24 protein-coding genes are annotated in these 26,809 nt (G+C 66.1%); 18 read left to right on the top strand and 6 right to left on the bottom strand.

The annotated features are described in order from the left end of the window. Window positions 1-227: 227 nt before the first annotated feature. The 4 genes from yajC (at window position 228) to ASD94_RS13960 (ending at window position 5,912) form a co-directional block, all read left to right on the top strand. Window positions 228-563: a preprotein translocase subunit YajC gene (gene yajC / locus ASD94_RS13975; RefSeq protein WP_056643912.1), complete on the top strand. Its 336-nt coding sequence runs from the start codon at window positions 228-230 to the stop codon at window positions 561-563. Between the two features lie 106 nt (window positions 564-669). Beyond that, complete coding sequence (gene secD / locus ASD94_RS13970; RefSeq protein WP_056643910.1) at window positions 670-2,553, top strand: protein translocase subunit SecD; 1,884 nt, start codon at window positions 670-672, stop codon at window positions 2,551-2,553. 12 nt (window positions 2,554-2,565) lie between these two features. After that, entirely contained in the window at window positions 2,566-3,516 is a 951-nt protein-coding gene (secF, locus tag ASD94_RS13965) for a protein translocase subunit SecF (RefSeq protein WP_056643908.1), read from the top strand. A 17-nt stretch (window positions 3,517-3,533) separates the two neighbouring features. Then, window positions 3,534-5,912: a DUF1631 domain-containing protein gene (locus ASD94_RS13960; RefSeq protein ID WP_056643906.1), complete on the top strand. Its 2,379-nt coding sequence runs from the start codon at window positions 3,534-3,536 to the stop codon at window positions 5,910-5,912. Between the two features lie 95 nt (window positions 5,913-6,007). On the opposite strand, the gene dprA is transcribed toward ASD94_RS13960, so the two are convergent. Both dprA and ASD94_RS13950 read right to left on the bottom strand, forming a co-directional pair. Then, window positions 6,008-7,174, bottom strand: a complete 1,167-nt coding sequence (gene dprA, locus ASD94_RS13955; RefSeq protein ID WP_056644140.1) for a DNA-processing protein DprA — start codon at window positions 7,172-7,174, stop codon at window positions 6,008-6,010. 71 nt (window positions 7,175-7,245) lie between these two features. Next, window positions 7,246-8,448, bottom strand: a complete 1,203-nt coding sequence (locus ASD94_RS13950) for a LysM peptidoglycan-binding domain-containing protein (protein WP_082576878.1) — start codon at window positions 8,446-8,448, stop codon at window positions 7,246-7,248. Window positions 8,449-8,647: 199 nt separating this feature from the next. Here ASD94_RS13950 and def point away from each other — a divergent pair, with 199 nt between their 5' ends. The 12 genes from def (at window position 8,648) to ASD94_RS13890 (ending at window position 18,740) form a co-directional block, all read left to right on the top strand. Next, window positions 8,648-9,157, top strand: coding sequence for a peptide deformylase (gene def, locus ASD94_RS13945; RefSeq protein WP_056643903.1), 510 nt, complete (start codon window positions 8,648-8,650; stop codon window positions 9,155-9,157). Continuing rightward, window positions 9,157-9,663, top strand: a complete 507-nt coding sequence (locus tag ASD94_RS13940) for a hypothetical protein (protein ID WP_056643901.1) — start codon at window positions 9,157-9,159, stop codon at window positions 9,661-9,663. The genes def and ASD94_RS13940 overlap by 1 nt, the downstream gene beginning before the upstream one ends. A 63-nt stretch (window positions 9,664-9,726) precedes the next feature. Further along, on the top strand, window positions 9,727-10,701 hold the full coding sequence (gene fmt / locus ASD94_RS13935; RefSeq protein WP_056643899.1) for a methionyl-tRNA formyltransferase: 975 nt from the start codon (window positions 9,727-9,729) through the stop codon (window positions 10,699-10,701). Between the two features lie 47 nt (window positions 10,702-10,748). After that, entirely contained in the window at window positions 10,749-11,522 is a 774-nt protein-coding gene (locus ASD94_RS13930; protein ID WP_235510668.1) for an AzlC family ABC transporter permease, read from the top strand. Then, window positions 11,519-11,854: an AzlD domain-containing protein gene (locus ASD94_RS13925; RefSeq protein ID WP_056643895.1), complete on the top strand. Its 336-nt coding sequence runs from the start codon at window positions 11,519-11,521 to the stop codon at window positions 11,852-11,854. Before ASD94_RS13930 ends, ASD94_RS13925 begins: the two co-directional genes overlap by 4 nt. 84 nt (window positions 11,855-11,938) lie before the next feature. Beyond that, window positions 11,939-13,138 carry a phosphoglycerate kinase gene (locus ASD94_RS13920; protein WP_056643894.1) on the top strand — a complete coding sequence of 400 codons (1,200 nt, stop codon included), beginning with the start codon at window positions 11,939-11,941 and terminating at the stop codon, window positions 13,136-13,138. 216 nt (window positions 13,139-13,354) lie between these two features. Beyond that, window positions 13,355-14,041: a hypothetical protein gene (locus tag ASD94_RS13915; RefSeq protein WP_056067885.1), complete on the top strand. Its 687-nt coding sequence runs from the start codon at window positions 13,355-13,357 to the stop codon at window positions 14,039-14,041. Further along, window positions 14,038-14,595 (top strand): FlgO family outer membrane protein, encoded by a 558-nt coding sequence (locus ASD94_RS13910; protein ID WP_056643892.1) that lies wholly within the window; start codon window positions 14,038-14,040, stop codon window positions 14,593-14,595. The genes ASD94_RS13915 and ASD94_RS13910 overlap by 4 nt, the downstream gene beginning before the upstream one ends. 184 nt (window positions 14,596-14,779) lie before the next feature. Then, complete coding sequence (pyrF, locus tag ASD94_RS13905; RefSeq protein ID WP_056643891.1) at window positions 14,780-15,604, top strand: orotidine-5'-phosphate decarboxylase; 825 nt, start codon at window positions 14,780-14,782, stop codon at window positions 15,602-15,604. A gap of 106 nt (window positions 15,605-15,710) precedes the next feature. Next, a complete protein-coding gene (locus tag ASD94_RS13900; RefSeq protein WP_056643889.1) occupies window positions 15,711-16,610 on the top strand; it encodes a LysR family transcriptional regulator in 900 nt (299 codons plus the stop codon). A 166-nt stretch (window positions 16,611-16,776) separates the two neighbouring features. Then, complete coding sequence (locus tag ASD94_RS13895; protein ID WP_056643886.1) at window positions 16,777-17,751, top strand: tripartite tricarboxylate transporter substrate binding protein; 975 nt, start codon at window positions 16,777-16,779, stop codon at window positions 17,749-17,751. Continuing rightward, window positions 17,748-18,740 (top strand): succinylglutamate desuccinylase/aspartoacylase family protein, encoded by a 993-nt coding sequence (locus ASD94_RS13890; protein ID WP_056643884.1) that lies wholly within the window; start codon window positions 17,748-17,750, stop codon window positions 18,738-18,740. The genes ASD94_RS13895 and ASD94_RS13890 overlap by 4 nt, the downstream gene beginning before the upstream one ends. Window positions 18,741-18,788: 48 nt before the next feature. On the opposite strand, the gene ASD94_RS13885 is transcribed toward ASD94_RS13890, so the two are convergent. Both ASD94_RS13885 and ASD94_RS13880 read right to left on the bottom strand, forming a co-directional pair. Further along, on the bottom strand, window positions 18,789-19,760 hold the full coding sequence (locus tag ASD94_RS13885; RefSeq protein ID WP_056643882.1) for an EamA family transporter: 972 nt from the start codon (window positions 19,758-19,760) through the stop codon (window positions 18,789-18,791). Continuing rightward, the gene (locus ASD94_RS13880) at window positions 19,757-20,197 is read right to left on the bottom strand and encodes an acyl-CoA thioesterase (protein ID WP_056643881.1); all 441 of its coding nucleotides are present in this window, start codon (window positions 20,195-20,197) and stop codon (window positions 19,757-19,759) included. The genes ASD94_RS13885 and ASD94_RS13880 overlap by 4 nt, the downstream gene beginning before the upstream one ends. Before the next feature lie 247 nt (window positions 20,198-20,444). On the opposite strand from ASD94_RS13880, the gene ASD94_RS13875 reads away from it, so the two are divergent. Then, window positions 20,445-22,406, top strand: a complete 1,962-nt coding sequence (locus ASD94_RS13875; protein ID WP_056643879.1) for a methyl-accepting chemotaxis protein — start codon at window positions 20,445-20,447, stop codon at window positions 22,404-22,406. A gap of 121 nt (window positions 22,407-22,527) precedes the next feature. Here the strand turns inward: ASD94_RS13875 and ASD94_RS13870 are convergent, their stop codons facing one another. After that, window positions 22,528-22,902, bottom strand: a complete 375-nt coding sequence (locus ASD94_RS13870) for a DUF779 domain-containing protein (RefSeq protein ID WP_056643878.1) — start codon at window positions 22,900-22,902, stop codon at window positions 22,528-22,530. A 91-nt stretch (window positions 22,903-22,993) separates the two neighbouring features. Continuing rightward, a complete protein-coding gene (locus ASD94_RS13865; RefSeq protein WP_056643876.1) occupies window positions 22,994-24,517 on the bottom strand; it encodes an aldehyde dehydrogenase family protein in 1,524 nt (507 codons plus the stop codon). Window positions 24,518-24,830: 313 nt separating this feature from the next. Between ASD94_RS13865 and ASD94_RS13860 the strand changes: the two genes are divergently transcribed. Then, window positions 24,831-26,786, top strand: coding sequence for a sigma-54-dependent Fis family transcriptional regulator (locus tag ASD94_RS13860; protein WP_056643874.1), 1,956 nt, complete (start codon window positions 24,831-24,833; stop codon window positions 26,784-26,786). The last annotated feature ends 23 nt before the right edge of the window (window positions 26,787-26,809 follow it).

Raw genomic sequence — 26,809 nt, 5'->3', positions numbered from 1 at the left:
GTCTAGGCATATTTCGCTAGCGCATAGGCCCATTTTTACCCATATTCCCTTGTGGAGGGCTTGAGCCTTGCGCGGTGGGGGCAAACCCCCGGTGCCAGCTTGGGTCTTACCCCTTGGGCGGTGCGCAGGGCGCCGCATACAATGCCCTGTTCTGCCCCAGCGGGCGCTATGGCGCTTGGTGTGGGCGGGTTGTGTGAATTTTGACCATCCGTTGTGGAGTCCAGTCCGTGTTTATTTCTTCCGCTTTCGCCCAAACCGCACCTGCCGCAGCCGCTGGCGGCGGTGACATCATGTCCTCGCTGACCGGCATGCTGCCTCTGGTGCTCATGTTTGTGGTGCTGTACTTCGTCATGATCCGCCCCCAGATGAAGCGCCAGAAAGAACACCGCGCCATGATCGACGCCATCGCCAAGGGCGATGAAGTAGCCACCTCCGGCGGCATCGTCGGCAAGGTCACGCGCCTGTCCGAAGGTTTCCTGCACATCGAGATCGCCAGCGGCGTGGAAGTGCAAATGCAGCGCAGCGCCGTGGTGCAGGTGCTGCCCAAGGGCTCCGTCAAGTAATCCATGAACATCCCCCTGAGGCGCTGCGCGCCCCGGCACCGCCGGGCGCGGGGTCAGGGGGCGCCGGCGCTTCGGGCGCCTGCACAACTGAGGTGAGAGCGCGATCATGAACCGTTATCCGGTCTGGAAGTACGCGATCCTGGTGATCGTGCTGCTGGTGGGGGCCTTGTACACCCTGCCCAATTTCTTTGGCGAGGCGCCTGCCGTGCAGGTGTCGTCGGCCAAGGCCACCATCAAGGTGGACACCGCTGTGCAGCAGCGGGTGGAAGAGGCGCTCAAGGCTGCGGGCGTGACGCCCGACTTTGTGGCGCTGGAGGGCAATTCGGTGCGCGCGCGTTTTGACACGCCCGACACCCAGCTCAAGGCCAAGGACGCCATCCAGAAGGCGCTGGTGCCTGATGCCAACGACCCTTCCTACATCGTGGCCCTCAACCTGGTGTCGCGCTCGCCGCTGTGGCTCAAGGCCCTGCACGCGAACCCCATGTATCTGGGGCTGGACCTGCGCGGCGGCGTGCACTTCATGCTGCAGGTGGACATGCAGGCGGCACTGACCAAGAAGGCCGAGTCCTATGCAGGCGACATCCGCACCGCACTGCGCGACAAGAACATCCGCCACGGCGGCATCAGCCGTGACGGCCAGTCCATCGACATCAAGGTGCGTGACGAAGCTACGGCCACGGCCGCGCGCAACCTGATCGCTGATCAGTTCGCCGATCTGCTGGTCACCACCACGCCGGAAGGCACCGAGTTCAAGCTGCGCGCCTCCATCAAGCCCGAAGCCACGCGCCGCGTGCAGGAGCAGGCGCTCAAGCAGAACATGGTCACGCTGCACAACCGGATCAACGAGCTGGGCGTGGCCGAGCCCGTGATCCAGCAGCAGGGCCTGGACCGCATCGTGGTGCAGCTGCCCGGCGTGCAGGACACCGCCAAGGCGAAGGACATCCTGGGCCGCACCGCCACGCTGGAAGTGCGCATGGTGGACGAGGGCACCGAAGCCCGTTCGGCAGAGACAGGCCGCGGTCCCGTACCCTTCGGCTCCGAGCGCTATCTGGAACGCAACGGCCAGCCCGTCATCGTCAAGAAGCAGGTCATTCTGACCGGCGAAAACCTGACCGATGCGCAGCCAGGCTTTGACGGCCAGACGCAGGAACCCACGGTCAACCTCACGCTGGACGCGAAGGGCTCGCGCATCTTCAAGGACATCACGCGCGAGAACGTGGGCAAGCGCATGGCCATCGTGCTGTTCGAAAAGGGCAAGGGCGAGGTGGTTACGGCCCCTGTGATCCGCTCCGAAATCGGTGGCGGCCGCGTGCAGATCTCGGGCCGCATGACTACGGCCGAGGCCAACGACACCGCGCTGCTGCTGCGCGCGGGCTCGCTGGCAGCGCCCATGGAAATCATCGAGGAATACACCATCGGCCCGAGCCTGGGCGCTGACAACATCGAGCGCGGCATCCACAGCGTGGTGTGGGGCATGGTGGCGATTGCGGTGTTCATGTGCATCTACTACGCACTTTTCGGCATTTTCTCCACCGTCTCGCTGGCGGTGAACGTGTTGCTGCTGCTGGCGATCCTGTCCATGCTGCAGGCCACGCTCACCTTGCCAGGCATCGCCGCCATGGCGCTCGCGCTGGGGGTGGCGATTGACTCCAACGTGCTGATCAACGAACGCATCCGCGAGGAGCTGCGTGAGGGTGTGTCGCCCCAGGCGGCCATCCACGCGGGTTATGAGCGTGCCTGGGCCACCATCCTGGATTCGAACGTGACCACATTGATCGCAGGCCTGGCGCTGCTGGCATTTGGCTCCGGCCCGGTGCGTGGCTTTGCGGTGGTCCACTGCATCGGCATTCTGACCAGCATGTTCTCGGCGGTGTTCTTCTCGCGTGGCCTCGTGAACCTGTGGTACGGCCGCAAGAAGAAGCTCAAGAGTGTGGCCATCGGTCAGGTGTGGAAGCCTGAGTCCGACAGCGCTGTGGCCAAGACGAACTAAAGGAGGAAGACCATGGAATTCTTCCGTATCCGCAAAGACATCCCTTTCATGAAGCACGCGTTGGTCTTCAACGCGATCTCCTTCATCACCTTCGCCCTGGCGGTGTTCTTCCTGCTCACACGTGGCTTGCACCTGTCGGTGGAGTTCACGGGGGGCACCGTGATGGAGGTGGCCTACAGTCAGCCCGCCGAGTTGGCCAAGGTCCGCGACACCGTGGCGGCGCTGGGCTACCCCGATGTTCAGGTGCAGAACTTCGGCACCTCGCGCGACGTGATGATTCGCCTGCCGGTGCAAAAGGGCGTGACGTCCGCGCAGCAGAGCGAGCAGGTGCTGGGCGCCCTCAAGGCTGCAGACGCTGCTGTGACCCTGCGCCGCACCGAGTTTGTAGGCCCGCAGGTGGGCGAGGAGCTGGTGCATGGCGGCCTGATGGCGCTGGCCATGGTGGTGGTGGGCATCGTGATTTACCTGGCCTTCCGATTCGAATGGAAGTTCGGTGTCGCGGCGATCATTGCCAACTTGCACGACGTCGTGATCATCCTGGGCTTCTTCGCGTTCTTCCAGTGGGAGTTCTCGCTGTCGGTGCTGGCGGGGGTGCTCGCGGTGCTGGGTTACTCGGTCAATGAGTCGGTGGTGATCTTCGACCGGATCCGTGAGGCCTTCCGCAAGTACCGCAAGATGACCACGCACGAGGTCATCGACCACGCCATCACCAGCACGATGAGCCGTACCATCATCACCCACGCCTCCACCGAGGCCATGGTGCTGTCGATGTTCTTTTTTGGTGGCCCCAGCCTGCACTACTTTGCATTGGCGCTGACCATCGGTATTCTGTTCGGTATCTATTCCTCGGTGTTCGTGGCGGCAGCCATCGCGATGTGGCTGGGAGTGAAGCGCGAGGACCTTGTCAAGCCCGCCAAAAAGGAAGGGGATCCCAACGATCCCCATGCCGGAGCTGCCGTCTGACCCGCTAATATCTGTTCATGCACACCACGCCCCCCTCAGTTCCGCAACGCCGCCTGGCCCGCCAGGCGCGCCAGCGGTTCGTAGAGGGGATCTGTGGTGGGTTGGCAGACCTGGACAAAACCGTTCAGGACTTTCTTACCGCGCTGATGAACCAGACGGGTACTGCCCGTGAAATGCAGTCGCGCCGGGATGCGTGGATGCAGTACCAGCAAAAGCATTCCGCATGGACGGAACGCACCGGCAAGGCGTGGCAAGAGGCGCTGGCCCCCCATGTCAGTTCCACGCGCGGTCAGCTGGCGGCGGGTGGTGGCGGTGGACTCAGCCAGTTCGAGCTGCTCAGCGACGATGTGGTGGAAAACAAAATCCTCGCCTCACGCATGGCGTTGACGGTGACTGAGCAGGTCAACCACCAGTTCGACACCTTGCGCCAGCGCACCCAGTCCCTGGAAGGCCAGGAGCTGGACAACAGCGACATCCTGCGGCCCGACACGGTGTGCCTGCTGCTGGTGGAACAATGGGTGGACGCCGGTCTGCCCCGTACGGACCTCCAAACGGTGGTGGATCCCTTGCAACGCGAGCTGGCCAACCTCCTGCAAAAGCACTACCAGGCGGTCAACGTGTTCTATGTGGAGCAGGGCATCACGCCGCAGGTCGATCTCAAGTCCAAAGTACGTCGCACCCAAGGTGGTGCAGCAACGGGCGGCGGGGACTCGGGTGCGGGGGGCCTGGCTTCGCAGGCCCTGGCGCAAACCCGCCAGGCCATGGCTGCGGCCCGCGGGGGTACACAGCCTGGCGAGGGACGTCCCATGGGGCCGCCGGGCATGCAGATGCGGCCGCCTGCGCATGGTGGCCACCCTCGTCCGCAGGGTATGCCCACTGCCTTTGCCAATGGCATGACGCCCCTGACCCGGGCACGCCAGCGTGCCCAAGGCGTGATGGGGCAATTGCGGCGCCTGCTCACACAGCCCGCCACCGGTTTCGACATGGTCAATGCGCCGCCAGCGTCGGCCGCCCTGGCCCATGCGTTGACGGCGCACCGGGTGCATGCCGACACCTACTACAGCGGCGTGGCCACGTTGATGGAGGACTACAGTCCGGCGGCGGTGGTGCAGTTGGTGGGTGCGGTGCGTGAACGCTCCACCGAACTCAAGAAAAAGGCGACCACCACGGGCGAAAAGGCGATCATCGAGGTGGTGGCGCTGATGTTCCAGAGCATCCTCGCTGAAGACCGCATCCCGCCTGCCGTGCGGGTGTGGTTTGCGCGGCTGCAGGTGCCGGTGCTGCGCGTGGCCCTGGCCGAGCCTGAATTCTTCAGCAACCTGGACCACCCCGCCCGCAAGCTGATCGACCGCATGGGCGCTTGCGTACTGGGTTTTGATGCGACCAGCATCAATGGCAGCGCGCTGGAAGCTGAAATCCGCCGTGTGGTGCAGGTGATTGAGCAGTACCCCGAGACCGGACGCCGCGTCTTCCAGCTGGTCTATGACGAGTTCGAGAAATTCCTGGCCAAGTTCCTCACCGAAAAACAGGTCACCTCGCGCCTGGTCAGTGTCGCCCAGCAGGTCGAGCAACGGGAAACCTTGGCCATCCAGTACACCATCGAGCTGCGCACCATGCTGCGCGACATGCCGGTGCGCGACGAAATCCGGGAGTTCCTGTTCAAGACCTGGGCCGAGGTGCTGGCGCTATCGGCCGTGCGCGATGGCCCGCAGCATGCCGACACGGTAGCCTTCAAGCGCACGGCGGCAGACCTCGTCTGGGCGGCCAGTGCCAAGCCCAACCGCAGCGACCGAGCACAGGTCATCCAGAACCTGCCGGCGCTGCTGCAGCGCCTGCGCCAGGGGCTGACCCTGCTGGGCGTGAATGGCGCGGCGCAGGATGCACAGGTCAAGGTGTTGACGGACACCCTGGCCGATGCGTTCTTGTCCAAGACTGCGTCCATCCCGCAGGCGCACATCGACGCCATGGCCAAGCGCCTGGCCAATCTGGAAGACTTCATCAGCGATGCCACGCTCGGCGACATGCCACTCAATGCGGACAACATCGAGATGATGCTGGGCATCGACGCCTCGTCCATCCACGTGATTGCCGACAATGGCGCACCGGTGGACGATGCGATGGTGGCCTGGGCGCAGGACCTGCAGCCGGGCACCTGGTACACCCTGGACCACAACGGTGCGTCGGCCCAGGTGCAGTACGCGTGGCAAAGCCAGCGCAAGCAGTTGCACCTTTTTGCGGCCGTGGATGGCAGCAGCTATCTGATCCAGGTGCGCCGTCTGGCCGCGTACCTGCAGGCCGGTTTGCTGGTGGCCCAGGACGAAGAGGGCATCACGCTGCGTGCCACCCGCGATGCCTTGGCCAAGCTCGACGCCAACCCTGAGCGGTTGTTGGATTGAGCACGGGGAGTGCCATGCGCCGCCCAGGATGAGGCGATGAGTCGCATGCACAAAGCCCGTCCTGTCGTGGAGCGGGGGATCGCCCTGGCGACCGGCTAGCCTCTGCCGATCCGCTGAAACAAGCCCCCCGGCAGCCGCGCAACGCTGCCGTCAAGTTCCAGTTCCAGCAAGGCCACCTGCAAGGCTGATGCGTCCATGCCCGTGCGTGCGACCAGAGCGTCCAGGCCCATGGGGTCATAGCCCAACGCCGACAACACCGGGCCTTCGGCCTTGCCCGATACCGCTGCTCCCGCATCGTCCGCGCCTTCCAGGGGCAGGCCCGGAACAGTGGTGGCGGGGATTTTGAGTTCTTCCAGCACGTCCCGGGCCGACTCGACGAGCTTGGCCCCCTGGCGGATCAGTGCATGGCAGCCACGTGACTGCGGCGCATGGATGGAACCTGGGATGGCAAACACTTCGCGGCCTTGCTCGGCCGCCATGCGGGCGGTGATCAATGACCCGGAAGCCAGCGCGGCTTCCACCACCAGAGTGCCTTGTGAGAGTCCCGAAATGATGCGGTTGCGTTTGGGGAAATTGGCGGGCAGTGGCGGCGTGCCCAGCGGGTATTCGCTGACGATCAGCCCGTGTGCGGCAATGCGGTGGGCTAGGTCGAGGTTTTTGCGGGGATAGACACGGTCCAGCCCCGTTCCCACCACAGCGATGGTGGCGGCCACCGCGCAAGGGGCTGTCGCCGCGTCCAGCGCGCCTTCATGGGCGGCGGCGTCCACCCCTAGCGCAAGCCCCGACACGATGGTCAAGCCTGCACTGTGCAGTGCCCGGGCAAACAGGCGCGCGTTCTCTGCACCTTGGGCCGTGGGGTTGCGGCTGCCGACCACTGCGAGGCAGCGGTCAATGGGGAAGGGCTGGTGCTCCAGCAGAGATGCCGGGCCCATGAGATAGAGCAGCAGCGGCGGGTCTTCCGTGTCCAGCAGGGCCTGCGGATAACGCAGGTCACCCAGGCTCACAATGGCGCGTGCGGGGCCTTCTGGCGCGGCGTTGGCAAGCCATCGGGCAGTGGTTTGCCACAGGGCTTCCCACTCTTTCGGAATCTCGCACAAGGCCCGCGCATGGGCAGGCGGCACACAGTGCTGCAGCGCCGCCTCGGTCTGCTGGAAGATGGATTGCGGGAGGCCGAAGCGCGCCAACAGGCGTCGCGCGGCACCGTTGCCCACGCCAGGCGTCAAGGTCAGTCGCAGCCAAGCGCCCAGCTCTTCGTGGTCCATGAAGCTCACCGGTACTGCCGCCGCAGCGCGGAGTCACCGCACCACCACGTGTGTCGCCGGCCAATGGTGCGTTACTTGGGGTTGACCAAGCGGTCGCCGACGCGAACGCCGTTGCGGATTTCCAGCAGCAGCACATAGGACACGCGCTCGAAGGTGCGGAACACCATGGCGGTGCCGTTGACTTCACTGGGCAGCTTGACCATCGCCTTGTTGCTGTCGGTCATGTCCTTGATGCGGTCGCCCTTGGTGAGCAAGCTGAGCACATGGCCGGGCTCCAGTCCGTCCTGCGAACCCATGTTGATGGCCACCACCTGATTCTGGGCCGCGTAGGCCACCGCCGAGCTCCCATAGATGGACACCACTCTGGCATCCACTTCCATCTCGGGGGCGCGGGGGGTGTAGCTCAGGAACGGACGAGCGGGTGCGGGCAGCAGGCGGTCACCCGCGCGGACTTCCTCCTTGGTGGCCGACAGATCAACAGTGGCGGGGATGTACTCCGCCGTGTATCCACCCTTGCCGTTCGGAATTTCTTCGAAGGACTCGCCACGCACCAGCTCTGCCTTGCCCAGGTACTGGGCTTCGTATCCCAGCACTTCAGCCGTCACCGGGTCCTTGAGTGCCACGGCATTGCGGAACACACGGTAATACCGGGGTTCACCCGCCTCTGCCAGCATGGGCGACGCGGCGTCTCCGCGCACATAAACACGGTCACCCGCCGCCATCAGCACGCGCTCTTCCGTGGTCGCGATAACGCGCGGGGCGCTCAAAAGCACTTGCTCGTCTACCACCAAAGGCTCTACCAGGAAGGGCTCGATCAGGTGCTGCTTGAGCGTGGGCAGCGCGTTGTCGGCCAGGCTATCGCTGCGCGTACGGGGCGAGATTCGCACGGTTTCGGGCTCGTTTGAGCGGCTGGTGCTCAGGCGGGCGTAGCCGCCTTCCTTTATGAGGTACAGCGTCTGGCCGGGGAAGATCAGGTGCGGGTTGGGGATGGCCTTGAGGTTCATGCCCCAGAGTTCGGGCCAGCGCCAGGGGCGCTTGAGGTACATGCCCGAAATGCCCCAGAGCGTGTCACCGCGCTTGACGGTGTAGGTGTCGGGGGCGTTGGGAGCCAACTCTTCCAAGGGTACGCCACGCTCGGACACCTGCTGCGCCGTGGCGCGCTGGCTGCTGGAGATGGGGTAGTTCTGCGCCTGGGCCGGCATGACCAGCAATGCGCCAGCAATGATGGTGAGCGCGCCCAGGGCGGTCCGCTGCACGCTGGTGAATGCCGTCATGTTGTTCCTTTTCTCATGCATTGGGAAACGCCCCCTCGCTGGCACCTCGGCGCACAAAGCAGGCGTGCAGCCGGGCAAATACGTTACAAAGCTTCTTAGATTCTCTGCTCAAGCCCTTGATTCGGCAACGATTATTGGCTCGCAAGGCGGCAGTAGGCCGCAAAAGTGGCGAAAATAGCGACATCTCTTACCTGCAGCCATGGCAATCCTTCCCATTCTCTGTTACCCGGACCCCCGGCTTCACAAGGTCGCCCGCCCCGTCCAGGCGGTGGACGACCGCATTCGCACGCTGGTCGCCGACATGCTGGCCACCATGTATGACGCCCACGGCATTGGCCTGGCGGCCACCCAGGTGGATGTGCATGAGCGGCTGGTGGTCATCGACGTGTCGGAGGAGCGCGATCAGCCTTTGGTGCTGATCAATCCTGAGCTGGTCTGGACCAGCGCCGAAAAGCACCTCAACGAGGAAGGCTGCCTGTCGGTGCCCGGCATCTATGACGGTGTGGAGCGGTTTGATGCGGTGCATGTGCGGGCGCTGGATGCCCAGGGCCAATCCCGCGTGATCGAGGCGGATGGCCTGCTCGCGGTCTGTGTCCAGCACGAGATGGACCACCTCATGGGCAAGGTGTTTGTCGAATACCTATCGCCGCTCAAGCGCAACCGCATCAAGACCAAGATGGTCAAGCAGCAGCGGGAGGCGCGCGAGTGATGCGCGCAGCGCTCTGCGCCCGTCGTGGTGTCAGAGTGCTGGCGCTTTGGGCGCTGGTGTGCCTGCTGACAGGCTGCGTACTACCGGCCCGTGAGCAGCCCGGTGCGGTGCGGGCCGAGGTGATTGCCCGCCTGGGACCGCCCACGGCCACGATCGCCTTGCCGTCCGGAGAGCGTCTGCTCTATTCCGAACTGCCCGCCGGGTTTGCCGCCTACAACCTCGACTTTGATGCCAGCGGCCGGCTGGTGCGCAACGAGCAGGTGCTCACGCAGCAACGTTTCGAGAGCCTGCCCGTCGGTAGCTGGACCCGTACCGACCTGCAAAACACCTTCGGGATGCCCTTGCGTGTCGAACAGGTGGCCCGCTTCGATGGCGATATCTGGACCTACCGCTTCCGGCAGAACTCGGACCTGCGCCAGGCCCATGTGCACCTGGACCGCCAAGGTGTGGTGCGGCAAGTGCTGTTCACTGACGAACTGCCGAATTTTGACAACGCGCGCGACTGACAGATTGACCGGCTGAGTCACTGACTGAATCCTGCGCCCCCACCTGAGCCGATACCCGTTTTCATGAGAGTCATTTTTGCCGGTACGCCCGAATTCGCCCGTGTGGCCCTGGAGCGGCTGTTGTCCGCAGGCTTCACCGTCCCGCTGGTGCTGACGCAACCTGACCGCCCTGCAGGCCGTGGCATGAAGCTGCAGGCGTCACCCGTCAAGCAATGTGCGCTCGAGCATGGCATCGCTGTCGCACAGCCACGCAGCCTGCGCCTGGACGGTAAATACCCCGACGATGCAGCCGCAGCACGCGAGGCCCTGCTGGCCGCGCAGGCCGATGTGATGGTCGTGGCCGCCTACGGGCTGATCCTGCCGCAGTGGACCCTGGAGCTGCCGCGCCTGGGCTGCCTGAACATCCACGCCAGCCTCCTGCCGCGCTGGCGCGGGGCCGCCCCCATTCACCGCGCCATCGAGGCGGGCGACGCGGAAACCGGCGTCACCATCATGCAGATGGATGCAGGGCTGGACACGGGCGACATGCTGCTCACCGAGCGCCTCCCCATCGCTCCCAGCGACACCACGGCCACCCTGCACGACCGCCTAGCCGCGCTCGGCGGGCGCATGATCGTCGAGGCCCTGGAGCTGGCCGCCTGCGGTGGCCTCAGCGCGGTGCCGCAACCGGCTGAAGGCGTCACCTACGCCCACAAGATCGAAAAGGCCGAGAGCACGATCGACTGGACGCTGCCCGCCCCGGTCATTGGCCAGCGCATTCGTGCGTTCGATCCTTTCCCGGGCGCCAGCACCGAGTGCAACGGCGAAACGGTCAAAGTCTGGAGCTATGTTATTGATAGCAATCTGGGCATGTCGGACCAGCACCCCGGGCAGATTTTGTGCGTAGATGGCTCGGGCGTTGGCGTTGCGTGTGGTGAAGGCACGGCCCTGCGTCTGACCACCTTGCAGCGCGCCGGTGGCAAGCGGCTGGCTGCGGCGGATTTTTTGCGCGGTTTTGACCTGCAACCCGGCATGGTGCTGGGTGCGCGCCCTGCATGAGCGTGGCGGCTGCGCTGGGCCGGACGCTGCGTCACCCATCGTCCCGCATGGCCGCCATCGACATGGCGGGTACCTCCCTGGGCATTGCGGCCTGGGGGCTGGTCACCGGAGTGGCGATGGTCAAGAGTGGCATGCCAGTCGGCATGGCGGTGTTCATGTCACTGCTGGTCTACGCCGGCAGCGCCCAGCTCGCCGTCATTCCGCTGCTGTCCGTGGGCGCGCCGCTGTGGGTCGTCTGGCTGACGGCCGCCTGCGTGAACCTGCGCTTTGTGATCTTCAGCAGCATGTGGCGCAGCTACTTTGCGCACTTGCCGCTGCGCACGCGCATGGCCATCGGTTATTTCAGCGGGGACGTGATCTACGTGGCGTTCATGAAGCGCTTCCCCGAGCCCCGGCCTGCTCCCGAGCAGGTGCCGTATTTCTGGGGCGCCGCCACCACCAACTGGCTGGCGTGGCAGGTGCCGTCGATCGCGGGCATCTTTCTGGCCAATGCGGTGCCCCTGTCCTGGGGGCTGGGATTTGCGGGGGTGCTGGCTTTGCTGGGCGTGCTGCTGTCCTTGCTGTTTGACCGCGCCACCTGGCTGGCGACAGGCGTTGCGGCCGCGGCTGCGATTGCGGCCTTTGCACTGCCCCTCAAGCTCAACATCCTGGTGGCCCTGGCCGCTGCCGTGGCCGCAGGGTTGATGATGGAAGCCGTGGACCGCAGCCGCCGCCAACCCGAGCTGCTGCTGGTGCCCGCCGACAGCGTCATGCCCCCTGAAGAGCGCGAGCATGTCGAGGCCGGCGATGTGGTGCCGCTGCGCGAGGAGCGCCATCCATGAGCTGGTCCTGGATCTACCCTTTTCTGGCCACCGTAGGCCTCGCGATCATCACGGTGGTGTCGCGCTCGTTCTTCATGATTCCCGAGCGTGAGCTGCCGCTGCCGGACTGGCTCAAACGCGGCCTCAAGTACGCCCCGCTGGCCGCGCTCACCGCGGTCATTGCGCCCGAGATCCTCATGGCGCAGGGCGAGCTGATCGACACCTTCATGGATGCACGCCTGCCCGCCGTGCTGTTCGCGAGCGCGTACTACTTCTGGCGCCGGGGCATTCTGGGCACCATCCTCGTGGGCATGGCGGTGTACCTGCCGCTGCACATCGGCTGGGGGTGGTGAGGCCTGGCGGTGCCCGGCCGCGTCAGCATGGCCGCCTAAAATGGCGCCCCTGATCCACCGGCCCCTCCAGGAAACTTCCACCCCATGAACATCCTCCGCTTTTCCGATCTGTGTGCCCAGGGCAAGGCCCAGGGCCAGCGCGTCTTCATCCGCGCGGACATGAACGTTCCGCAGGACGACACCGGCCGCATCACCGAAGACACCCGCATCCGCGCCTCGATTCCCTGCATCCGCATGGCGCTGGACGCCGGTGCCGCCGTCATGGTGACCAGCCATCTGGGTCGCCCGACCGAAGGTGAATTCAAGCCCGAGGATTCTTTGGCTCCCGTGGCCGCGCGCCTGTCGGAACTGCTGGGCCGCGACGTTCCCCTGGTGGCCAACTGGGTGGACGGCGTCACCGTCGCGCCCGGTCAGGTCGTGCTGCTCGAAAACTGCCGCCTGAACGTCGGCGAGAAGAAGAACAAGGAAGAGCTGGCCCGCAAGCTGGCCGCACTGTGCGACATCTTTGTGAACGATGCCTTCGGCACCGCCCACCGCGCCGAAGGCACGACCTACGGCATCGCCCAGTTCGCTCCCGTGGCCTGCGCTGGCCCGCTGCTGTCGGCCGAGATCGATGCCCTGACCAAGGCCTTGGCCCGGCCCCAGCGCCCGCTGGCCGCGATCGTGGCGGGCTCCAAGGTGTCCACCAAGCTCACCATCCTGCAAAGCCTGGCCGACAAGGTAGACCAGCTCATCGTGGGTGGCGGCATTGCCAACACCTTCATGCTGGCAGCGGGCCTGCCCATCGGCAAGAGCCTGGCCGAGCCCGACCTGCTGGACGCCGCCAAGTCCGTGATGGCCGCGATGAAGGCCCGTGGCGCTGAAGTGCCAATCCCTACCGACGTGGTCGTAGCCAAGACCTTTGCGGCCGATGCGCCCGCCACCGTGAAGGCCGCCACCGATGTGGCCCCCGACGACATGATTTTGGACATTGGCCCCGAGACCGCCGCCCGGCTGGCCGCGCAGCTCAAGTCCGCAGGCACCATCGTCTGGAATGGCCCCGTGGGCGTGTTTGAGTTTGCCGCCTTTGAGAACGGCACCAAGCAACTGGCCAAGGCGATTGCTGAATCCTCGGCCTTCAGCATCGCGGGTGGCGGCGACACGCTGGCCGCCATTGCCAAGTACGGCATCGACAAACAGGTGGGTTACATCTCCACCGGTGGCGGCGCTTTCCTTGAAGTGCTGGAAGGCAAAAAGCTGCCCGCTTTCGACATCCTGGAGCAGCGCGCAGCCGCTTCCGTGTAAGCAAATGCAAGGCGGGCCGCTGCGAAGGTGGCTCTGCCTGCTTACACGCCTTGCATCGACACACAACTGTGACCAAAAACAACGAACTGTGTACGCCGGAGCGTAGTTAGCGTAATTTTTTCTTGTTTTTGTTGAGGATACCGCCCAGAATTATTTTTCAATCGTGCGGGTCGCATCTGTTCGGACCCTCGCAAATTCAGTCCGTAGGAGGGAATCATGTCGTTTTCAAAGGCAATCAGCTTGGCCGTGCTGGCTGGCGCTGTGGCAACTTTGGTGGGGTGCGCACAGAGGGCGCCTATTCCCGTCGCGGAAAATTTCGAGTACACCTCGCAGCCCAAAGTCCGCTCCGCTGGCCACTGGGATCTGGTGTCGCGCGATGTGGTCAACCAGACGCTGAGCACCCTGGACAAAGCCGGCGTGGCCCCCAACACCCCTCTGCATGTTTCCCTGCCCGCCAATGCCACGCAGTTTGAAACCGCCTTCCGCGAGTTCCTGATCACCAAGCTGGTCCAGAACGGCGCCGTGGTGCAGCAGAACCTGGGCCAGGCTCTGGAAGTCTCCTACGGTATCCAGGTCGTGCGCCACAACAGCGACCGCCCGCACTTCATTCCTGGTCAGTTCACCATGCTGGCTGCGGGCCTGTTTGCGGCCTACGGCCTGCGCCATGAGCACATCGACGCCCAACTGGCCGCTGGCTTGGGTCTGTCGATTGCCGCCGACTACGCCAACAGCATCAATTCCGGTGGCCCGACCAATACCGAGCTGATCCTGACCACCACCGTCACGCGCGGCGGCCAGTACCTGGCCCGCAAGACAGACGTGTACTACCTGGAAAACGCTGACACCCCACTGTTTACGCGCCCCTCGTACAAGAACGTCAACATGAAGGTTGTCTCGCAATGAAAACCCCCGCACTTCTTCTGACGGTGCTGGCCGGTGCCGTGCTGGCCGGTTGCGCCAACAACTCCGCGCCGGTGCGCGTCGAGCCCACCTACCAGGAAGCCGCCAGCAGCCAGTTCATCCAGACCAGCCGCGATGCGGTGGCCAAGCTGACCACCGGCTTTGACATGAACGCTCTGGGTGCAGGCCCTGTGCTGGTGGCCACCGTGGTCAACGTCAACGACCTGAGCCGCGCTGCCCCTCTGGGCCGCACGTTGTCCGAGCAGTACGCCACCAGCATGGCGGCCAGCGGTTTCAACGTGAAGGAAATCAAGCTGCGCGGTGACGTGTTCGTGCGCGAAGGCCAAGGCGAGCTGCTGCTGTCGCGCGAGATCAAGGACATTGCCCGCAACCACAACGCCTCGCTGGTGCTGGTGGGGACTTACTCGGCGGCTGCCAACTACACCTACGTGAGCCTGAAGCTGGTGCGCACGGAAGACAGCCGCATCGTGCGTGGCCACGACTACGCGCTGCCCAACGACCGCGACGTGCAACGCCTGCTGGCTGTCCCTCGCTGATCTCCCGTTGTCCCAAGAGGCTTGAAGAAGTCTCCAAGCCAATAAAAAAGGCCGTCTCGACGGCCTTTTTTATTGCCCGCTGCACCGGTCAGGTCGCCCGCAGCCTGCGCCTCATGCCGCCTCTGCCAGATGATCGCGGCCACCGGTAGGGCTTCCCGCGCCCACCCACATAAAATCACGCCCCATGAACTTCACCGACATGCTGCGCGACGCCACGACGCAGAACAACTCCCTGCTGTGCGTGGGCCTGGACCCTGAACCCACGCGGTTCCCTGCGGGCATGCAGGGCGACCCGCGCAAGATCTATGACTTTTGCGCCGCCATCGTGGACGCCACCGCCGACCTGGTGTGTGCCTTCAAGCCGCAGATCGCCTACTTTGCTGCGCATGGTGCCGAGGACCAGCTCGAACGCCTGATGCAGCATATGCGTGCCAACGCACCGCAGGTGCCGGTGATCCTGGACGCCAAGCGCGGCGACATCGGCTCCACCGCCGAGCAGTACGCCAAGGAAGCCTTCGAGCGCTACGGCGCCGATGCCGTCACGCTGTCGCCCTTCATGGGCTTCGACTCCATCGAGCCCTATCTGGCGTACCACGGCAAGGGCGCGTTTTTGCTCTGCCGCACGTCCAACCCTGGCGGCGACGATCTGCAGACCCAGCGCCTGGCCAGCGTCGAGGGCCAACCGCTCATGTACGAGCATGTGGCGCGCCTGGCGCAAGGCCCCTGGAACAAGAATGGCCAGCTCGGTCTGGTGGTGGGCGCCACCTACCCGCAAGAGATCGAGCGCGTGCGCGCCATCGCGCCCACGCTGCCACTGCTGATCCCCGGTGTGGGCGCCCAGGGCGGTGACGCCGCCGCCACCGTGCGCGCCGGGCTGCGCAGTGACGGGCCGATCATTGTGAACTCGTCGCGGGCCATTCTCTACGCGTCCAAAGGCGAGGACTTTGCTGCGGCTGCGCGTGCAGAAGCCACACGCACCCGGGGCGTTCTGGAAGCTGCCCGGGGCTGAGTTCCCCATCACCCCGACGGTCGTGCACAGCCCCCTGACGGTGTTGGCGCGACCCTCGCGCTATAAATTGCCACCCGCCTGACAGCCGCCCCTCCAGGAGCCGACGATGCAGTTGAAATGGCTGGAAGACTTCATCGTGCTGGCGCAGGAGCGCAGCTTCACCCGTGCCGCCGAGCTGCGGCATGTCACGCACCCTGCGTTTGGCCGCCGCATCCGTGCGCTGGAGGCCTGGGCAGGCACGCCGCTGGTGGAGCGCGGCAACGGTGGCCCGGTCACCCTGACCCCCGCCGGGCAGAGTTTTCTGGAGACCGCAGGCCACCTGGCCCGCAGCCTCACGCAGTCGCACGAAGAGCTGCAAAGCCTGGCCGGGCGGCAGGCCCGCACCGTGACCCTGGCCACGGGCCGCACCTTGGCGCGCACTGTGGTGGCCGACTGGCTGGTGCGCCTGCAGCCCATCCTGCAGGGCGGCGAGCTGTGCATTCGCACGCGGGCGCTGGCCGACACCGTGGGCATGCTGGAGCGCAACGAGGCCGACTTCTCGCTCGTGTACCACCACCCGGCCCTGGCCATCCGGCTCGATGCGCGGCAGTTCACGCACCTCACGGTGGCCTCCGACCGTCTGGTGCCTGTGTCACGCGCCACGGCGCAGGGGCAGGCGCTGCACCGGTTTGGGCCGGATGCCACGCGGGTGCCCTATCTGGCCTACGCGCCCCAGCTGGCCCTGGGGCGGCTGGTGGAAGACCACCTGGCGCACAACCCCCATGCGCCCCGGCTGCAGCGCGTGGTGGAGTGCGACTCGGCCGACGCCCACTACGAATACGTGCAAAAAGGCCTGGGCGTTGCCTGGCTACCCTGGTCCATGGTGTTTGCCGACTGCAAGGCCCAGCGCCTGGCGCTCGCGGGAGACGCCCGCATGGAGGTGCGTTTTGACGTACGCCTGTACCGCCCCAAGCGCCGCCTGGGGCCGCTGGCCGAGGCGCTGTGGAAGGCCCTGGCGCAGCGCTGATATGCCTGCACCTGCCGGGGCTGACCTGCGGGTTTCCCCGTGGCGAGCCTCATGAATCGGCACGACGTAGTGCCGTTTTGGCACCAACAGCCTGGGGCTGGCTTTTCACAATCCAGTTCATACCAATCGCCTCCAACCACCCCCGCCTTTGCCAAGGAGTTCCGCCATGACCACCGTCCATCCCCTGCGCCGTGTTGCACTGCTGTGCGGCCTGGCCGTTCTTGCTGCCCCTGCCATCGCGCAAGACGCCTATCCCAGCAAGCCCATCACCATCGTGGTCGGCTACCCACCTGGCGGCAGCACCGACCTGACCGCACGCACGGTGGCCACCGAGCTGGGCAACAAGCTTGGCGTGCCAGTCGTGATCGAGAACCTGGGCGGTGCCGGTGGCGCGATCGGTGCACAGAAGGTCGCCAACGCGGCGCCTGACGGCTACACCCTGCTGGTGGGCGCCAACAACGAGATCGCCATCAACAAGCTCGTGACCAAGAAGGTCAAGTACGACATCAAGGACTTCACCGCCATCGGCCTCATTGCCTCGCAGCCGCTGGTGCTGGTGGCCTCCACCGGGGCGGGCGTCAAGAACTTGGCGGAGTTCACGCAGAAGGTGTCCAAGAACCCCGGCAAGTTCAGCTACGGCAGCTCGGGCGTGGGCACGGCGCTGCACCTGGCGGGCGAGGCCGTCAAGGAGCAGGGCAAGCTGTTCATGACGCACATCCCCTACCGGGGCGTAGCGCCGCTCACCAGCGACCTCATGGGCAACAACCTGGAGTACGGCGTGTTCGTGCTCTCCAGCGGCCTGCCGCACATCAAGAGCGGCAAGGTGATTGCGCTCGGAACCACCGAGGCCAAGCGCTCCGCCACCACACCCGACATCCCCGCGCTGGCCGAGTCGCCGCAGTACAAGAACGTGGACATCAGCGTGTGGTTTGCGCTCATGGGGCCTGCCAATTTGCCCAAGCCCGTGACCGACAAGCTCAAGAAGGCGCTGGCCGACAGCCTGCAATCGCCGGACTTCCGCAAGAAGATGGAAGCCAGCGGGTCCACCGTGGCCTCGCCCAGCGTGAACATCGACCAGTTCCTGGTCACGGAAGTGGCCAAGTACAAGAAGATTGTTGAATTCGCCAAGATCGAAGAATGAGCAGCAGCACCCTCTCCCCCGCGTCCGTGCAACCCCTGGTGTTTGCGCTGCCCGCCCCCGACATCAGCGCTTGGCGCGCAGGCAACACCGGCACCGAAGGCGTGTGGCATTTCGACTCGGGCCAGCCCGGCCGCCACGTGATGGTCAGCGCGCTGGTGCATGGCAACGAGCTGTGCGGCGCCTGGGCGCTCAAAGGCCTGCTCGACGCCGGTGTGCGCCCGCAGCAGGGCACGCTCACGCTCGCGTTCTGCAACCTCGACGCCTTCGACAGGTTTGACCCCGGCAACCATGACGCTTCGCGCTTCACCGACGAAGACCTCAATCGCCAGTGGCTGGACGAGCGCATCGATGCGGCCGACACCAACGAGCGCCGCCGTGCCGCCGCGCTGCGCCCGTGGGTGGCGCAGGCCGACTGGCTGCTTGACATCCACTCCATGCACGAGCCCTCGGCGCCGCTGCTGCTCACTGGCATCCAGCCGCGCAACCTGGCGCTGGCGCGTGCCATGCGCTCGCCCGAGCACATCGTGGTGGACGCCGGCCACAAGGACGGCGTGCGCATGCGCGACTACGGCCGGTTTGGCGACCTGGACGACAACGGCACCCGCTCGCTGCTCATCGAATGTGGCTTCCATGGCGACCCGGCCAGCCGCGCCGTGGCGCAGGACCAGTGCGTGCGCTTTATCGAACAGTCCGGTGCGCTGAGCGCCGACGCTCTGGCACAGCAGCTGCCCGGCTGGCGCCAGCCCGATGCACCGCGCCAGTGGGCGCTGGAGGTGACCGGCCCCGTGGTCGCCACCAGCAGCGCCTTCCGGTTTGTGGCGCCGTACACGGGCCTCGAAGTGTTCGAGAAGGCGGGCACGGTGATTGGCGACAACGACGGCGTGCCGGTGGTCACTCCGTACGACGACTGCGTGCTGGTCATGCCCTCGGTGCGCCAGGCGCGTGCCGGGGTGACCGTGGTGCGCTTTGCGCGGCGCCGGTTGCTGTAGCCAGTGCTGTCGTTGTTTGCTATCTAGTTGATAGCTGCTAGGGTATATTCAACCGGCGCTACCGGCCATTTTGGCTTGTAGTCGGGGCCCCAGCACCACGCAGGCCAGCGCGGCTACCACCAGCGCAATGCCCGCCCACTGCCAGGGCGCCACGCCCTCGTCCAGCAGCAGCCAGCCAGCGGTGAGGCCCACCACCGGCACCGCCAGGCTGAAGGGCGCCACGCGGTTGGCGGGGTAGCGCTGCAGCAGGTTGGTCCATAGCGCATAGCCCACGATGGTGGCGGCCCAGCCCAGGTAGGCCACCGCCGCCCACGACAGCAGCGGCACGCTCGCCAGCGTCTGCCACTGCAGCCAGCGCGCGGCGTCGGGGTCGAACAGGGCGGACAGCGCCATGAACGGCAGCACCGGCACCAGGCTGCTCCAGATCACAAACGCCAACGGGTCAAACCCCGGGCTGTGCTGCTGTGCCAGCCGCGCCACGATGTTGGACGACGCCCACATGGCCGCGCCGCACAGCGTGAGCAGCAGGCCCGCCAGCGTGGTGGCCGCCGCCACCCCCACGCCCGAGCCCGGGCCCACATAGTTCATAGCAAAACACACCAAGCCCAATGCGGCCAGCCCCATGCCCACGCGCAGCGGCAGACCTGGCCGCTCGTGCAGCAGCGCAAAACCGAACAGCGCCGTGAAGAAGACCTGGGTTTGCAGCAGCACGCTGGCCAGCCCGGCTGTCATGCCCACCTGGAGCCCCATGAACAAAAAGCCGAACTGCCCCACGCCCTGGAACAGCCCGAACAGCAGCACCCAGCGCCAGTGCATGCGCGGCGGGCGCACCAGCAGCACCAGCGGCAGGGCAGCGCACAGGTAGCGCGCGGCGCCCAGCTGGAACGGGCTGAAGCTGCGCAGCCCCCACTTCATCGCCACAAAGTTCACGCCCCAGAGGATCACCACCACCAGCGCTGCGAGCAGGTCGCGCGCGCGCAGCGGGCTGGTGGCGGCTGCGGTCTGTGCAGCGCCGCTCATTGCGCCGCGCGCGCTGCGTCGATGTGCGCCTTCACGCGCTGGGCCAGCGCAATGTCGCCGGGCGTCTCGGGGCTCCATTTGTCCACGGTGCGCGGCTGGTCGCTGGCATCCACCGCGGTGTACACCGCCACGCAGTGCACCACGTCCTCCCGTGATGCGCCGTGCACTGTGCCGCTGCGCACCTCCACCGCCAGGCACATGCTGGTGTCGGTGGTGTAGGCCAGGCGCGCATGCACCTCGACCAGGTGGCCCGGTCGGATGGGGCGCACGAAGTGGGCGCCGCCCACAAACTCGGTCACGCAGTCTCCCCGGGCCCAGGCGCTAGCGCAGGCAAAACCTGCCTCATCCACCCAGCGCAGCACCGTGCCGCCGGGCACTCGGCCCGCCTGGGGCAGGGTGGTCTGAGACGCCAGGAAGCGCAGGGTGGTCGAGTGCATGCCGGAGGCTCCGAAGGATGGGGAAGCGGTCATTATTCTCCAGCGCCCGGCCGCCGCCGTCTCCCCGCAGCGGTGCGCGCGCCAGCACCCGCCACCGGGCGAAGCTCTGCGTGACTTGACCTGAGTCAAAACCTTACTGCAGACACATCCCTACATTGAGAAGCATTCCGTTCGGCCCTAGAGGGCCACCACCCAGTCGGCGGTGCCGACACCCGCCCCTGGGGCCTATTCCACTGCGCACGCTGCCATGTCACTGCTTCACCGGTTGAACCTGCTCGAAAAATTCCTCATCCTGGGGACCATCGGGCTCTTGATGAGCGCCTTGCCCACCTACCTGGTGGTGCGCGACTCGCTGCACTCCATCGACCACGCGCGCCGGGAGGCGCAGGGCGTGGCCCCCGCGCAGGCACTCACGCTGCTGGTGCAGCGCATGCAGGTGCACCGGGGCCTGTCGGTGGGCATGCTCGGCGGCGACGAGTCGCTGGCTGCGCGTCGCCCCGCTGCACGCGATGCGGTCAACACGGCGCTGGACGACGTGAGCGCCCGCTTTGCCGCAGCCAAGGTGCCCGATTCGCAGATGGCGGCCTGGGCCCAGGCCCAGCAGACCTGGCGCTCGCTGGAGCAGGCCGTGGCCGCGCGCAGCATCGAACCGGCGCAGAGCACCGCGCAGCACACCCAGCTCATCGCGGCGCTGCTGCAGCTCAACGAGGCCCTGGTGCATGCCTATGGCCTGCAGATCGATCCTGAAGCCGAGACCCATGCGCTGATCCAGGCATCGCTCGCTCAGGCCCCCATGCTGGGAGAAAAACTGGGCATGCTGCGCGCCCAGGGCGCCAGTGCACTGGGCAAGCACGAGCTCACGCCCCAAGGCAAGGGCCAGCTGCTGGTGCTGCAGCAGCGCGTGGCTGAGCTGCAGGCCGATACGTTCCGGGGGCTGGACCGTGCCTTGCAAGGCAATGCCGAACTGCAACGCGCGCTGGGCAGCAGCGCGCAGGCTGTGCAGGGGCAGATCCAGCAGTCGCTCCAGATGGTGGAGCGCGACGTGATCAACGCCACCGAGCTGCAACTGCCCTCCAAGGACTATTTCGACGCCTTCACCCGCACCATCGAGGCGCTGAACGCGCTCAACAACCTGTCCATGACCAATCTGGACCAAGCCCTGCAGGCTCGTGTGGCTGCATTGCAGCGGAGTCTGCTGTGGGTGGCGTTGGCCTTGGTGCTCACGCTGTCGGCCACCAGTGCGATGGCGCTGGTGTTCGTGCGCTCCATGACCGGACCGCTGTCGCAGGCCGTGGCGCTGTCGCGTGCGGTGGCGCAGGGTGATCTGGCGGGCGCGCCCCTGGCCCACGGCACCAACGAAGTAGGCCAGTTGCTGCAGGCGCTGCAGCAGATGCGCACACAACTCACGGACGTGGTGCGCAACGTGCGCAGCGGCTCGGAGAGCGTGGCCACCGCCAGCGTGCAGATCGCCCAGGGCAACACCGACCTGTCGGCCCGCACCGAGAGCCAGGCCAGCGCGCTGGAGGAAACCGCCGCGTCGATGGAGCAGCTCAACGCCACCGTGCGCCAGAACGCCGACAGCGCCCAGCAGGCCAGCCAGCTGGCCGCCAGCGCCAGCACGGTGGCCATCCAGGGGGGCGAGGTGGTGGCCCAGGTGGTGGACACCATGCATGGCATCAACGCCTCGTCGCAGAAGATCTCCGACATCATCGGTGTGATCGACTCCATCGCGTTTCAGACCAACATCCTCGCGCTGAACGCTGCGGTGGAAGCCGCCCGTGCGGGCGAGCAGGGTCGGGGCTTTGCCGTGGTAGCCAGCGAGGTGCGCAGCCTGGCCGGGCGCAGTGCCGAAGCTGCGCGCGAGATCAAGTCCCTCATCAGCGCCAGCGTGGAGCGCGTGGCCCAGGGCAGCGCCCTGGTGGACCGCGCGGGTGCCACCATGAACGAGGTGGTGGGTGCCATCCGCCGCGTGACCGACATCGTGGGTGAGATCAGCGCCGCCAGCCACGAACAGTCCCTGGGCGTGGCCCAGGTGGGCGAGGCCGTCACGCAGATGGACCAGGTCACCCAGCAGAATGCCGCCTTGGTCGAAGAGATGGCCGCTGCCGCCAGCAGCCTCAAGAACCAGGCCGAAGACCTGGTGCACGTGGTGTCAGTGTTCCGCCTGGGCGATGAGCGCAGCCACAGCGGAGCGCTACGACTTCAATAGCGCCTGGCGCATATGCCCAAGGCGCTATAGGCCGTTTTGGCTTGAAAGGACCCCACCGTTCCTGAATGGACCTTGCTACTGGAGCCTGCTGACGATCCCCCGCGAGATCGTCAGCAGGCTTTTAGCCCTGAGGGCGCTCCATGCCCAGCGCGGCCAGCTCGGCGTCGGTGAACACCCGCGAGCGCGTGTGAAAGGCCTTGCCCTCCGGCCCCTCCAGCGAGAAGGTGCCACCTGTGCCCTCGATCACATCGATGATGAGCTGCGTGTGTTTCCAGGTCTCGTACTGCGCGCGTCCGATGTAGAACGGACAGCCGCCGATGTCGCCCAGGTACACGTCGCCCGCACCCATCGTGATCTCGCCGGGCAGATAGCAGTTGGCTGCGCTGTTGTCGCAGCAGCCGCCCGACTGGTGGAACATCAAGTCGGGGCCGTGCTTGGCTTGTAGAAAGGCCACCAGCTCCAGCGCGGCAGGGGTGGCGATGACTTTGTCGACCATGGGGTGTCTCCTTGTGGTTGTGCAAAGGCAAAAAGGGGAGCTGTTGCCAGCTCCCCTTGCTTTGTCTTGATCTCGTGTCTGTTCCCAGAGATCAGAAGAAGCCCAGCTTGTTTTCCGAGTACGACACCAGCAGGTTCTTGGTCTGTTGATAGTGGTCCAACATCATCTTGTGCGTCTCACGCCCAATGCCCGACTCCTTGTAGCCACCAAACGCTGCGTGCGCGGGGTACGCGTGGTAGCAATTGGTCCACACACGGCCTGCCTTGATCGCGCGGCCCATGCGGTAGGCCACGTTGCCGTTGCGGCTCCACACGCCGGCGCCCAGGCCGTACAGCGTGTCGTTGGCAATGGCCAACGCTTCGGCTTCGTCCTTGAAGGTGGTCACGGCCAGCACGGGGCCGAAGATTTCTTCCTGGAAGATGCGCATCTTGTTGTGGCCTTTGAACAGCGTGGGCTGCACGTAGTAGCCGCCTTCCAGGTCGCCGCCCAGGTGGGCCTGACCGCCGCCAGCCAGCACTTCCGCGCCTTCCTGCTTGCCCAGGTCCAGGTAGCTCAGGATCTTGGTCAGCTGCTCTTTGGAGGCCTGCGCGCCCATCATGCTGTCGGTGTCCAGCGGGTTCTGGTGCTTGATGGCGGCCACGCGCTTCAAGACACGTTCCATGAACTTGTCGTAGATCGATTCCTGAATGAGTGCGCGCGATGGGCAGGTGCACACCTCGCCCTGGTTGAACGCGAACAGCACCAGGCCTTCCACGGCCTTGTCCAGGAAGGCGTCGTCCTTGTCCATCACATCGGCAAAGAAGATGTTGGGGCTCTTGCCGCCCAGCTCCAGCGTGGCGGGGATGAGGTTGTTGGCGGCGGCCTGCGCAATCACGCGGCCGGTGCTGGTGGAGCCGGTGAACGCGATCTTGGCGATGCGCTTGCTCTGCGCCAGCGGCATGCCGGCCTCGCGGCCAAAGCCGTTGACGATGTTCAGCACGCCAGGCGGCAGCAGGTCGGCAATCAGCTCCACCAGGATGAGGAGGGAAATCGGCGTGGACTCTGCGGGCTTGAGCACCACGCAGTTGCCTGCGCCCAGCGCCGGGGCCAGCTTCCACGCGGCCATCAGGATGGGGAAGTTCCACGGAATGATCTGGCCCACCACGCCCAGCGGCTCCTGGATGTGATACGCCACGGTGTTCTCGTCGATGTTGCTCAATGCGCCTTCTTGCGCCCGCACGCAGCCCGCAAAGTAGCGGAAGTGGTCCACGGTGAGCGGGATGTCGGCGTTCAGCGTCTCGCGGATGGCCTTGCCGTTGTCCACGGTTTCGGCATAGGCCAGGCGCTCCAGGTTCTCTTCGATGCGGTTGGCGATCTTGAGCAGGATGTTGGCGCGCGTGGCGGCATCGGTCTTGCCCCAGCTGTCGGCGGCGGCATGCGCGGCGTCCAGCGCCAGTTCGATGTCTTCGGCGGTGGAGCGCGCGGCCTGGGTGTAGACCTTGCCGCTCACGGGCGTGATGACGTCAAAGTACTGGCCCTTGACGGGCGGTACGAATTTGCCGCCGATGAAGTTGTCGTAGCGGGGCTTGTAGGTGATCTTGGCGCCAGCGGCGCCGGGGGCTGCGTAAACGGTCATGGTGTTGTCTCCTGCGATGGTTGTGTGTATCGGGTGGGCTCTGTAGCGCCTGTCCGATGCCAACCCCTTACTCAAAACACATGCCAGCACGCCAGGGCGCGCGAAATGTTGATTTCATTGGTTTTTTTGGGCCGCCCAGTGCGGATACCTGTTGCAGTCGCCCGCGCCCGGGTGTCCCGGGCCGCGACACCTGTCACGAAATGGAACAGTTGGCGCCCCGCTTGCGCCCACACCCTTGCCCCGCGCCGTCGAGCCCGCCATACTGGCCCACACACCAAAAGCGGGCCGCCCTGAGCCCGCACGGAGACAAAGCGTGCGCCCCAACACCTCCCCCGTCGCCCTGCGACAGGCCCGCCAGCATCTGCTGGACTCTGGCCAGTGCCCCAGCGGCCTGGTGGACGAGCGCCTGGCGCGATCCTGGTCGCGCAGCATGGCGGCCGGCCTGCTGCCCACCGGGCGGCCGCAGGCCATCGACCATCCCAGCAGCGGCACGCTGCGCCAGGTGCTGGCCAGCAACCCCGAGCTGCTGGCGCATTCGCGGCCGGTGATGGAATACCTGTTCGAGCAAGTGCGCCACAGCCAGAGCGTGGTGGTGCTGGCCGACCGGCGCGGCATGCTGATGCACACGCTGGGCGACCCGCACTTTGTGGACAAGGCCGAGCGCGTGGCGCTGACCAGCGGCGCCTCCTGGCACGAGGCGCACCGGGGCACCAACGCCATCGGCACCGCCCTGGCCGAGGCCTGCGCGGTGGAGGTGCACGGCGGCGAGCATTTTCTGGAGCGCAACAACTTTCTCACCTGCGCGGCCTCGCCCATCTTGTCGGCCACCGGCGAGCTGCTGGGCATCCTCGACATCTCGGGCGACTACCGCCACGGCCACGCCCACACGCTGGGCCTGGTCAGCACGGCCGCCCGCATGATCGAAAACCGCCTGCTGGCCGCCACCTGCAAACGCAACATCCGCCTGCACCTGCACAGCGCGCCCGAGGGCATTGGCAGCGTGGCCGAGGGCATCGTGGCCGTGTCGGCGGACGGCTGGATCGTGGGCGCCAACCGCGTGGCCCTGGCCCAACTGGGCCTGCACGCGGGCGATGTGGGCGCCACCTTGCTGGAGCGGGTGCTGGACGTGCGGACGGATGACCTGCTCTCGCACCACAAGCGCCGCCCCCAGCAACCGCAGGCCTTGCGCACGCTGCAAGGTGCCTTGCTGTTTGCCCAGGTGCAGATGGACGCCGCCTGGGTCGCCACCCCTACACGGCCCGCCGCTGCGGCCAGCGCGCCCACGCAAGATGCACTGGCCCAGCTGGACACCGGCGACGCCCGCTGGCGCGCCGCCGCCGACAAGGCCCGCCGCGTGGTGGGCAAGCCGATTGCGGTGCTGGTGCAGGGCGAGTCGGGCGTGGGCAAGGAGGTGTTTGCGCGTGCGCTGCACGGCAGCGGCCCGCGCCGCGATGCGCCGTTTGTGGCCATCAACTGCGCAGCCATCCCTGAGCACCTGATCGAATCCGAACTCTTCGGCCATGTGGCCGGTGCCTTCACCGGTGCGCGCAAGGAGGGCCACCTGGGCCGCCTGCGTGAGGCCCATGGCGGCACGCTGTTCCTTGACGAAATCGGCGACATGCCACTGGCCCTGCAGACCCGCCTGCTGCGCGTGCTGCAGGAGCGCAGCGTGACGCCCGTGGGCGCCAGCAAGGCCGTACCGGTGGACTTTGCACTGGTCTGCGCCACGCACAACCAGCTCATGCAGGCGGCGGAGCAAGGGCGCTTTCGGCAAGACCTGTACTACCGCATCAACGGCCTCACGGTGCAGCTGCCCGCACTGCGCGAGCGCAGCGACTTTGTGGCGCTGCTGCAGCGTCTGCTGGCCGACCTGGCCACCGAACAGGGTCTGGGTTTTGAAGTGCAGGTGGCGCCCGACCTGCTGGCCCGCCTGGCCGCCTACCCCTGGCCCGGCAACCTGCGCCAGCTGGCCAATGTGCTGCGCACCGCCTGCGCCATGCTGGCCGAGGGCGAAGACACCCTGGGCTGGGAGCACATGCCGGACGACTTGGTGCAGGCGCTGACGGCGGTGCCCGCCAGCCCGCGCAGCGATGCCGCAGTGGGCGCTGGTGTGGACGGCCTGCCAGCCAGCCTGAGCCTGCAGCAGCTGTCCCAAGCCGCCATCGATCAGGCGCTGCAGGCTGCGCGCGGCAACATGTCGCAGGCCGCGCGCCAGCTGGGCATCAGCCGCCAGACGCTGTACCGCAAGCTGAAGATGCCGGTGGCCTGAGGGCCTGTCAGGTTCATTGATTT

This window comes from Acidovorax sp. Root70, assembly GCF_001428225.1.
Taxonomy (GTDB): Bacteria; Pseudomonadota; Gammaproteobacteria; order Burkholderiales; family Burkholderiaceae_C; genus Acidovorax.
The sequence above is the reverse complement of the archived record's forward strand: the minus strand, read 5'-3'. Positions and strand labels throughout refer to the sequence as shown.

Bases quoted from the DNA above. Each gene is read 5' to 3' on its own strand.
- secD (WP_056643910.1), top strand. From the start codon at position 670: ATGAACCGTTATCCGGTCTGGAAGTACGCGATCCTGGTGATCGTGCTG.
- secF (WP_056643908.1), top strand. From the start codon at position 2,566: ATGGAATTCTTCCGTATCCGCAAAGACATCCCTTTCATGAAGCACGCG.
- ASD94_RS13960 (WP_056643906.1), top strand. From the start codon at position 3,534: ATGCACACCACGCCCCCCTCAGTTCCGCAACGCCGCCTGGCCCGCCAG.
- dprA (WP_056644140.1), bottom strand. From the start codon at position 7,174: ATGGACCACGAAGAGCTGGGCGCTTGGCTGCGACTGACCTTGACGCCT.
- ASD94_RS13950 (WP_082576878.1), bottom strand. From the start codon at position 8,448: ATGACGGCATTCACCAGCGTGCAGCGGACCGCCCTGGGCGCGCTCACC.
- def (WP_056643903.1), top strand. From the start codon at position 8,648: ATGGCAATCCTTCCCATTCTCTGTTACCCGGACCCCCGGCTTCACAAG.
- ASD94_RS13940 (WP_056643901.1), top strand. From the start codon at position 9,157: ATGCGCGCAGCGCTCTGCGCCCGTCGTGGTGTCAGAGTGCTGGCGCTT.
- fmt (WP_056643899.1), top strand. From the start codon at position 9,727: ATGAGAGTCATTTTTGCCGGTACGCCCGAATTCGCCCGTGTGGCCCTG.
- ASD94_RS13930 (WP_235510668.1), top strand. From the start codon at position 10,749: ATGGCCGCCATCGACATGGCGGGTACCTCCCTGGGCATTGCGGCCTGG.
- ASD94_RS13925 (WP_056643895.1), top strand. From the start codon at position 11,519: ATGAGCTGGTCCTGGATCTACCCTTTTCTGGCCACCGTAGGCCTCGCG.
- ASD94_RS13920 (WP_056643894.1), top strand. From the start codon at position 11,939: ATGAACATCCTCCGCTTTTCCGATCTGTGTGCCCAGGGCAAGGCCCAG.
- ASD94_RS13915 (WP_056067885.1), top strand. From the start codon at position 13,355: ATGTCGTTTTCAAAGGCAATCAGCTTGGCCGTGCTGGCTGGCGCTGTG.
- ASD94_RS13910 (WP_056643892.1), top strand. From the start codon at position 14,038: ATGAAAACCCCCGCACTTCTTCTGACGGTGCTGGCCGGTGCCGTGCTG.
- pyrF (WP_056643891.1), top strand. From the start codon at position 14,780: ATGAACTTCACCGACATGCTGCGCGACGCCACGACGCAGAACAACTCC.
- ASD94_RS13900 (WP_056643889.1), top strand. From the start codon at position 15,711: ATGCAGTTGAAATGGCTGGAAGACTTCATCGTGCTGGCGCAGGAGCGC.
- ASD94_RS13895 (WP_056643886.1), top strand. From the start codon at position 16,777: ATGACCACCGTCCATCCCCTGCGCCGTGTTGCACTGCTGTGCGGCCTG.
- ASD94_RS13890 (WP_056643884.1), top strand. From the start codon at position 17,748: ATGAGCAGCAGCACCCTCTCCCCCGCGTCCGTGCAACCCCTGGTGTTT.
- ASD94_RS13885 (WP_056643882.1), bottom strand. From the start codon at position 19,760: ATGAGCGGCGCTGCACAGACCGCAGCCGCCACCAGCCCGCTGCGCGCG.
- ASD94_RS13880 (WP_056643881.1), bottom strand. From the start codon at position 20,197: ATGCACTCGACCACCCTGCGCTTCCTGGCGTCTCAGACCACCCTGCCC.
- ASD94_RS13875 (WP_056643879.1), top strand. From the start codon at position 20,445: ATGTCACTGCTTCACCGGTTGAACCTGCTCGAAAAATTCCTCATCCTG.
- ASD94_RS13870 (WP_056643878.1), bottom strand. From the start codon at position 22,902: ATGGTCGACAAAGTCATCGCCACCCCTGCCGCGCTGGAGCTGGTGGCC.
- ASD94_RS13865 (WP_056643876.1), bottom strand. From the start codon at position 24,517: ATGACCGTTTACGCAGCCCCCGGCGCCGCTGGCGCCAAGATCACCTAC.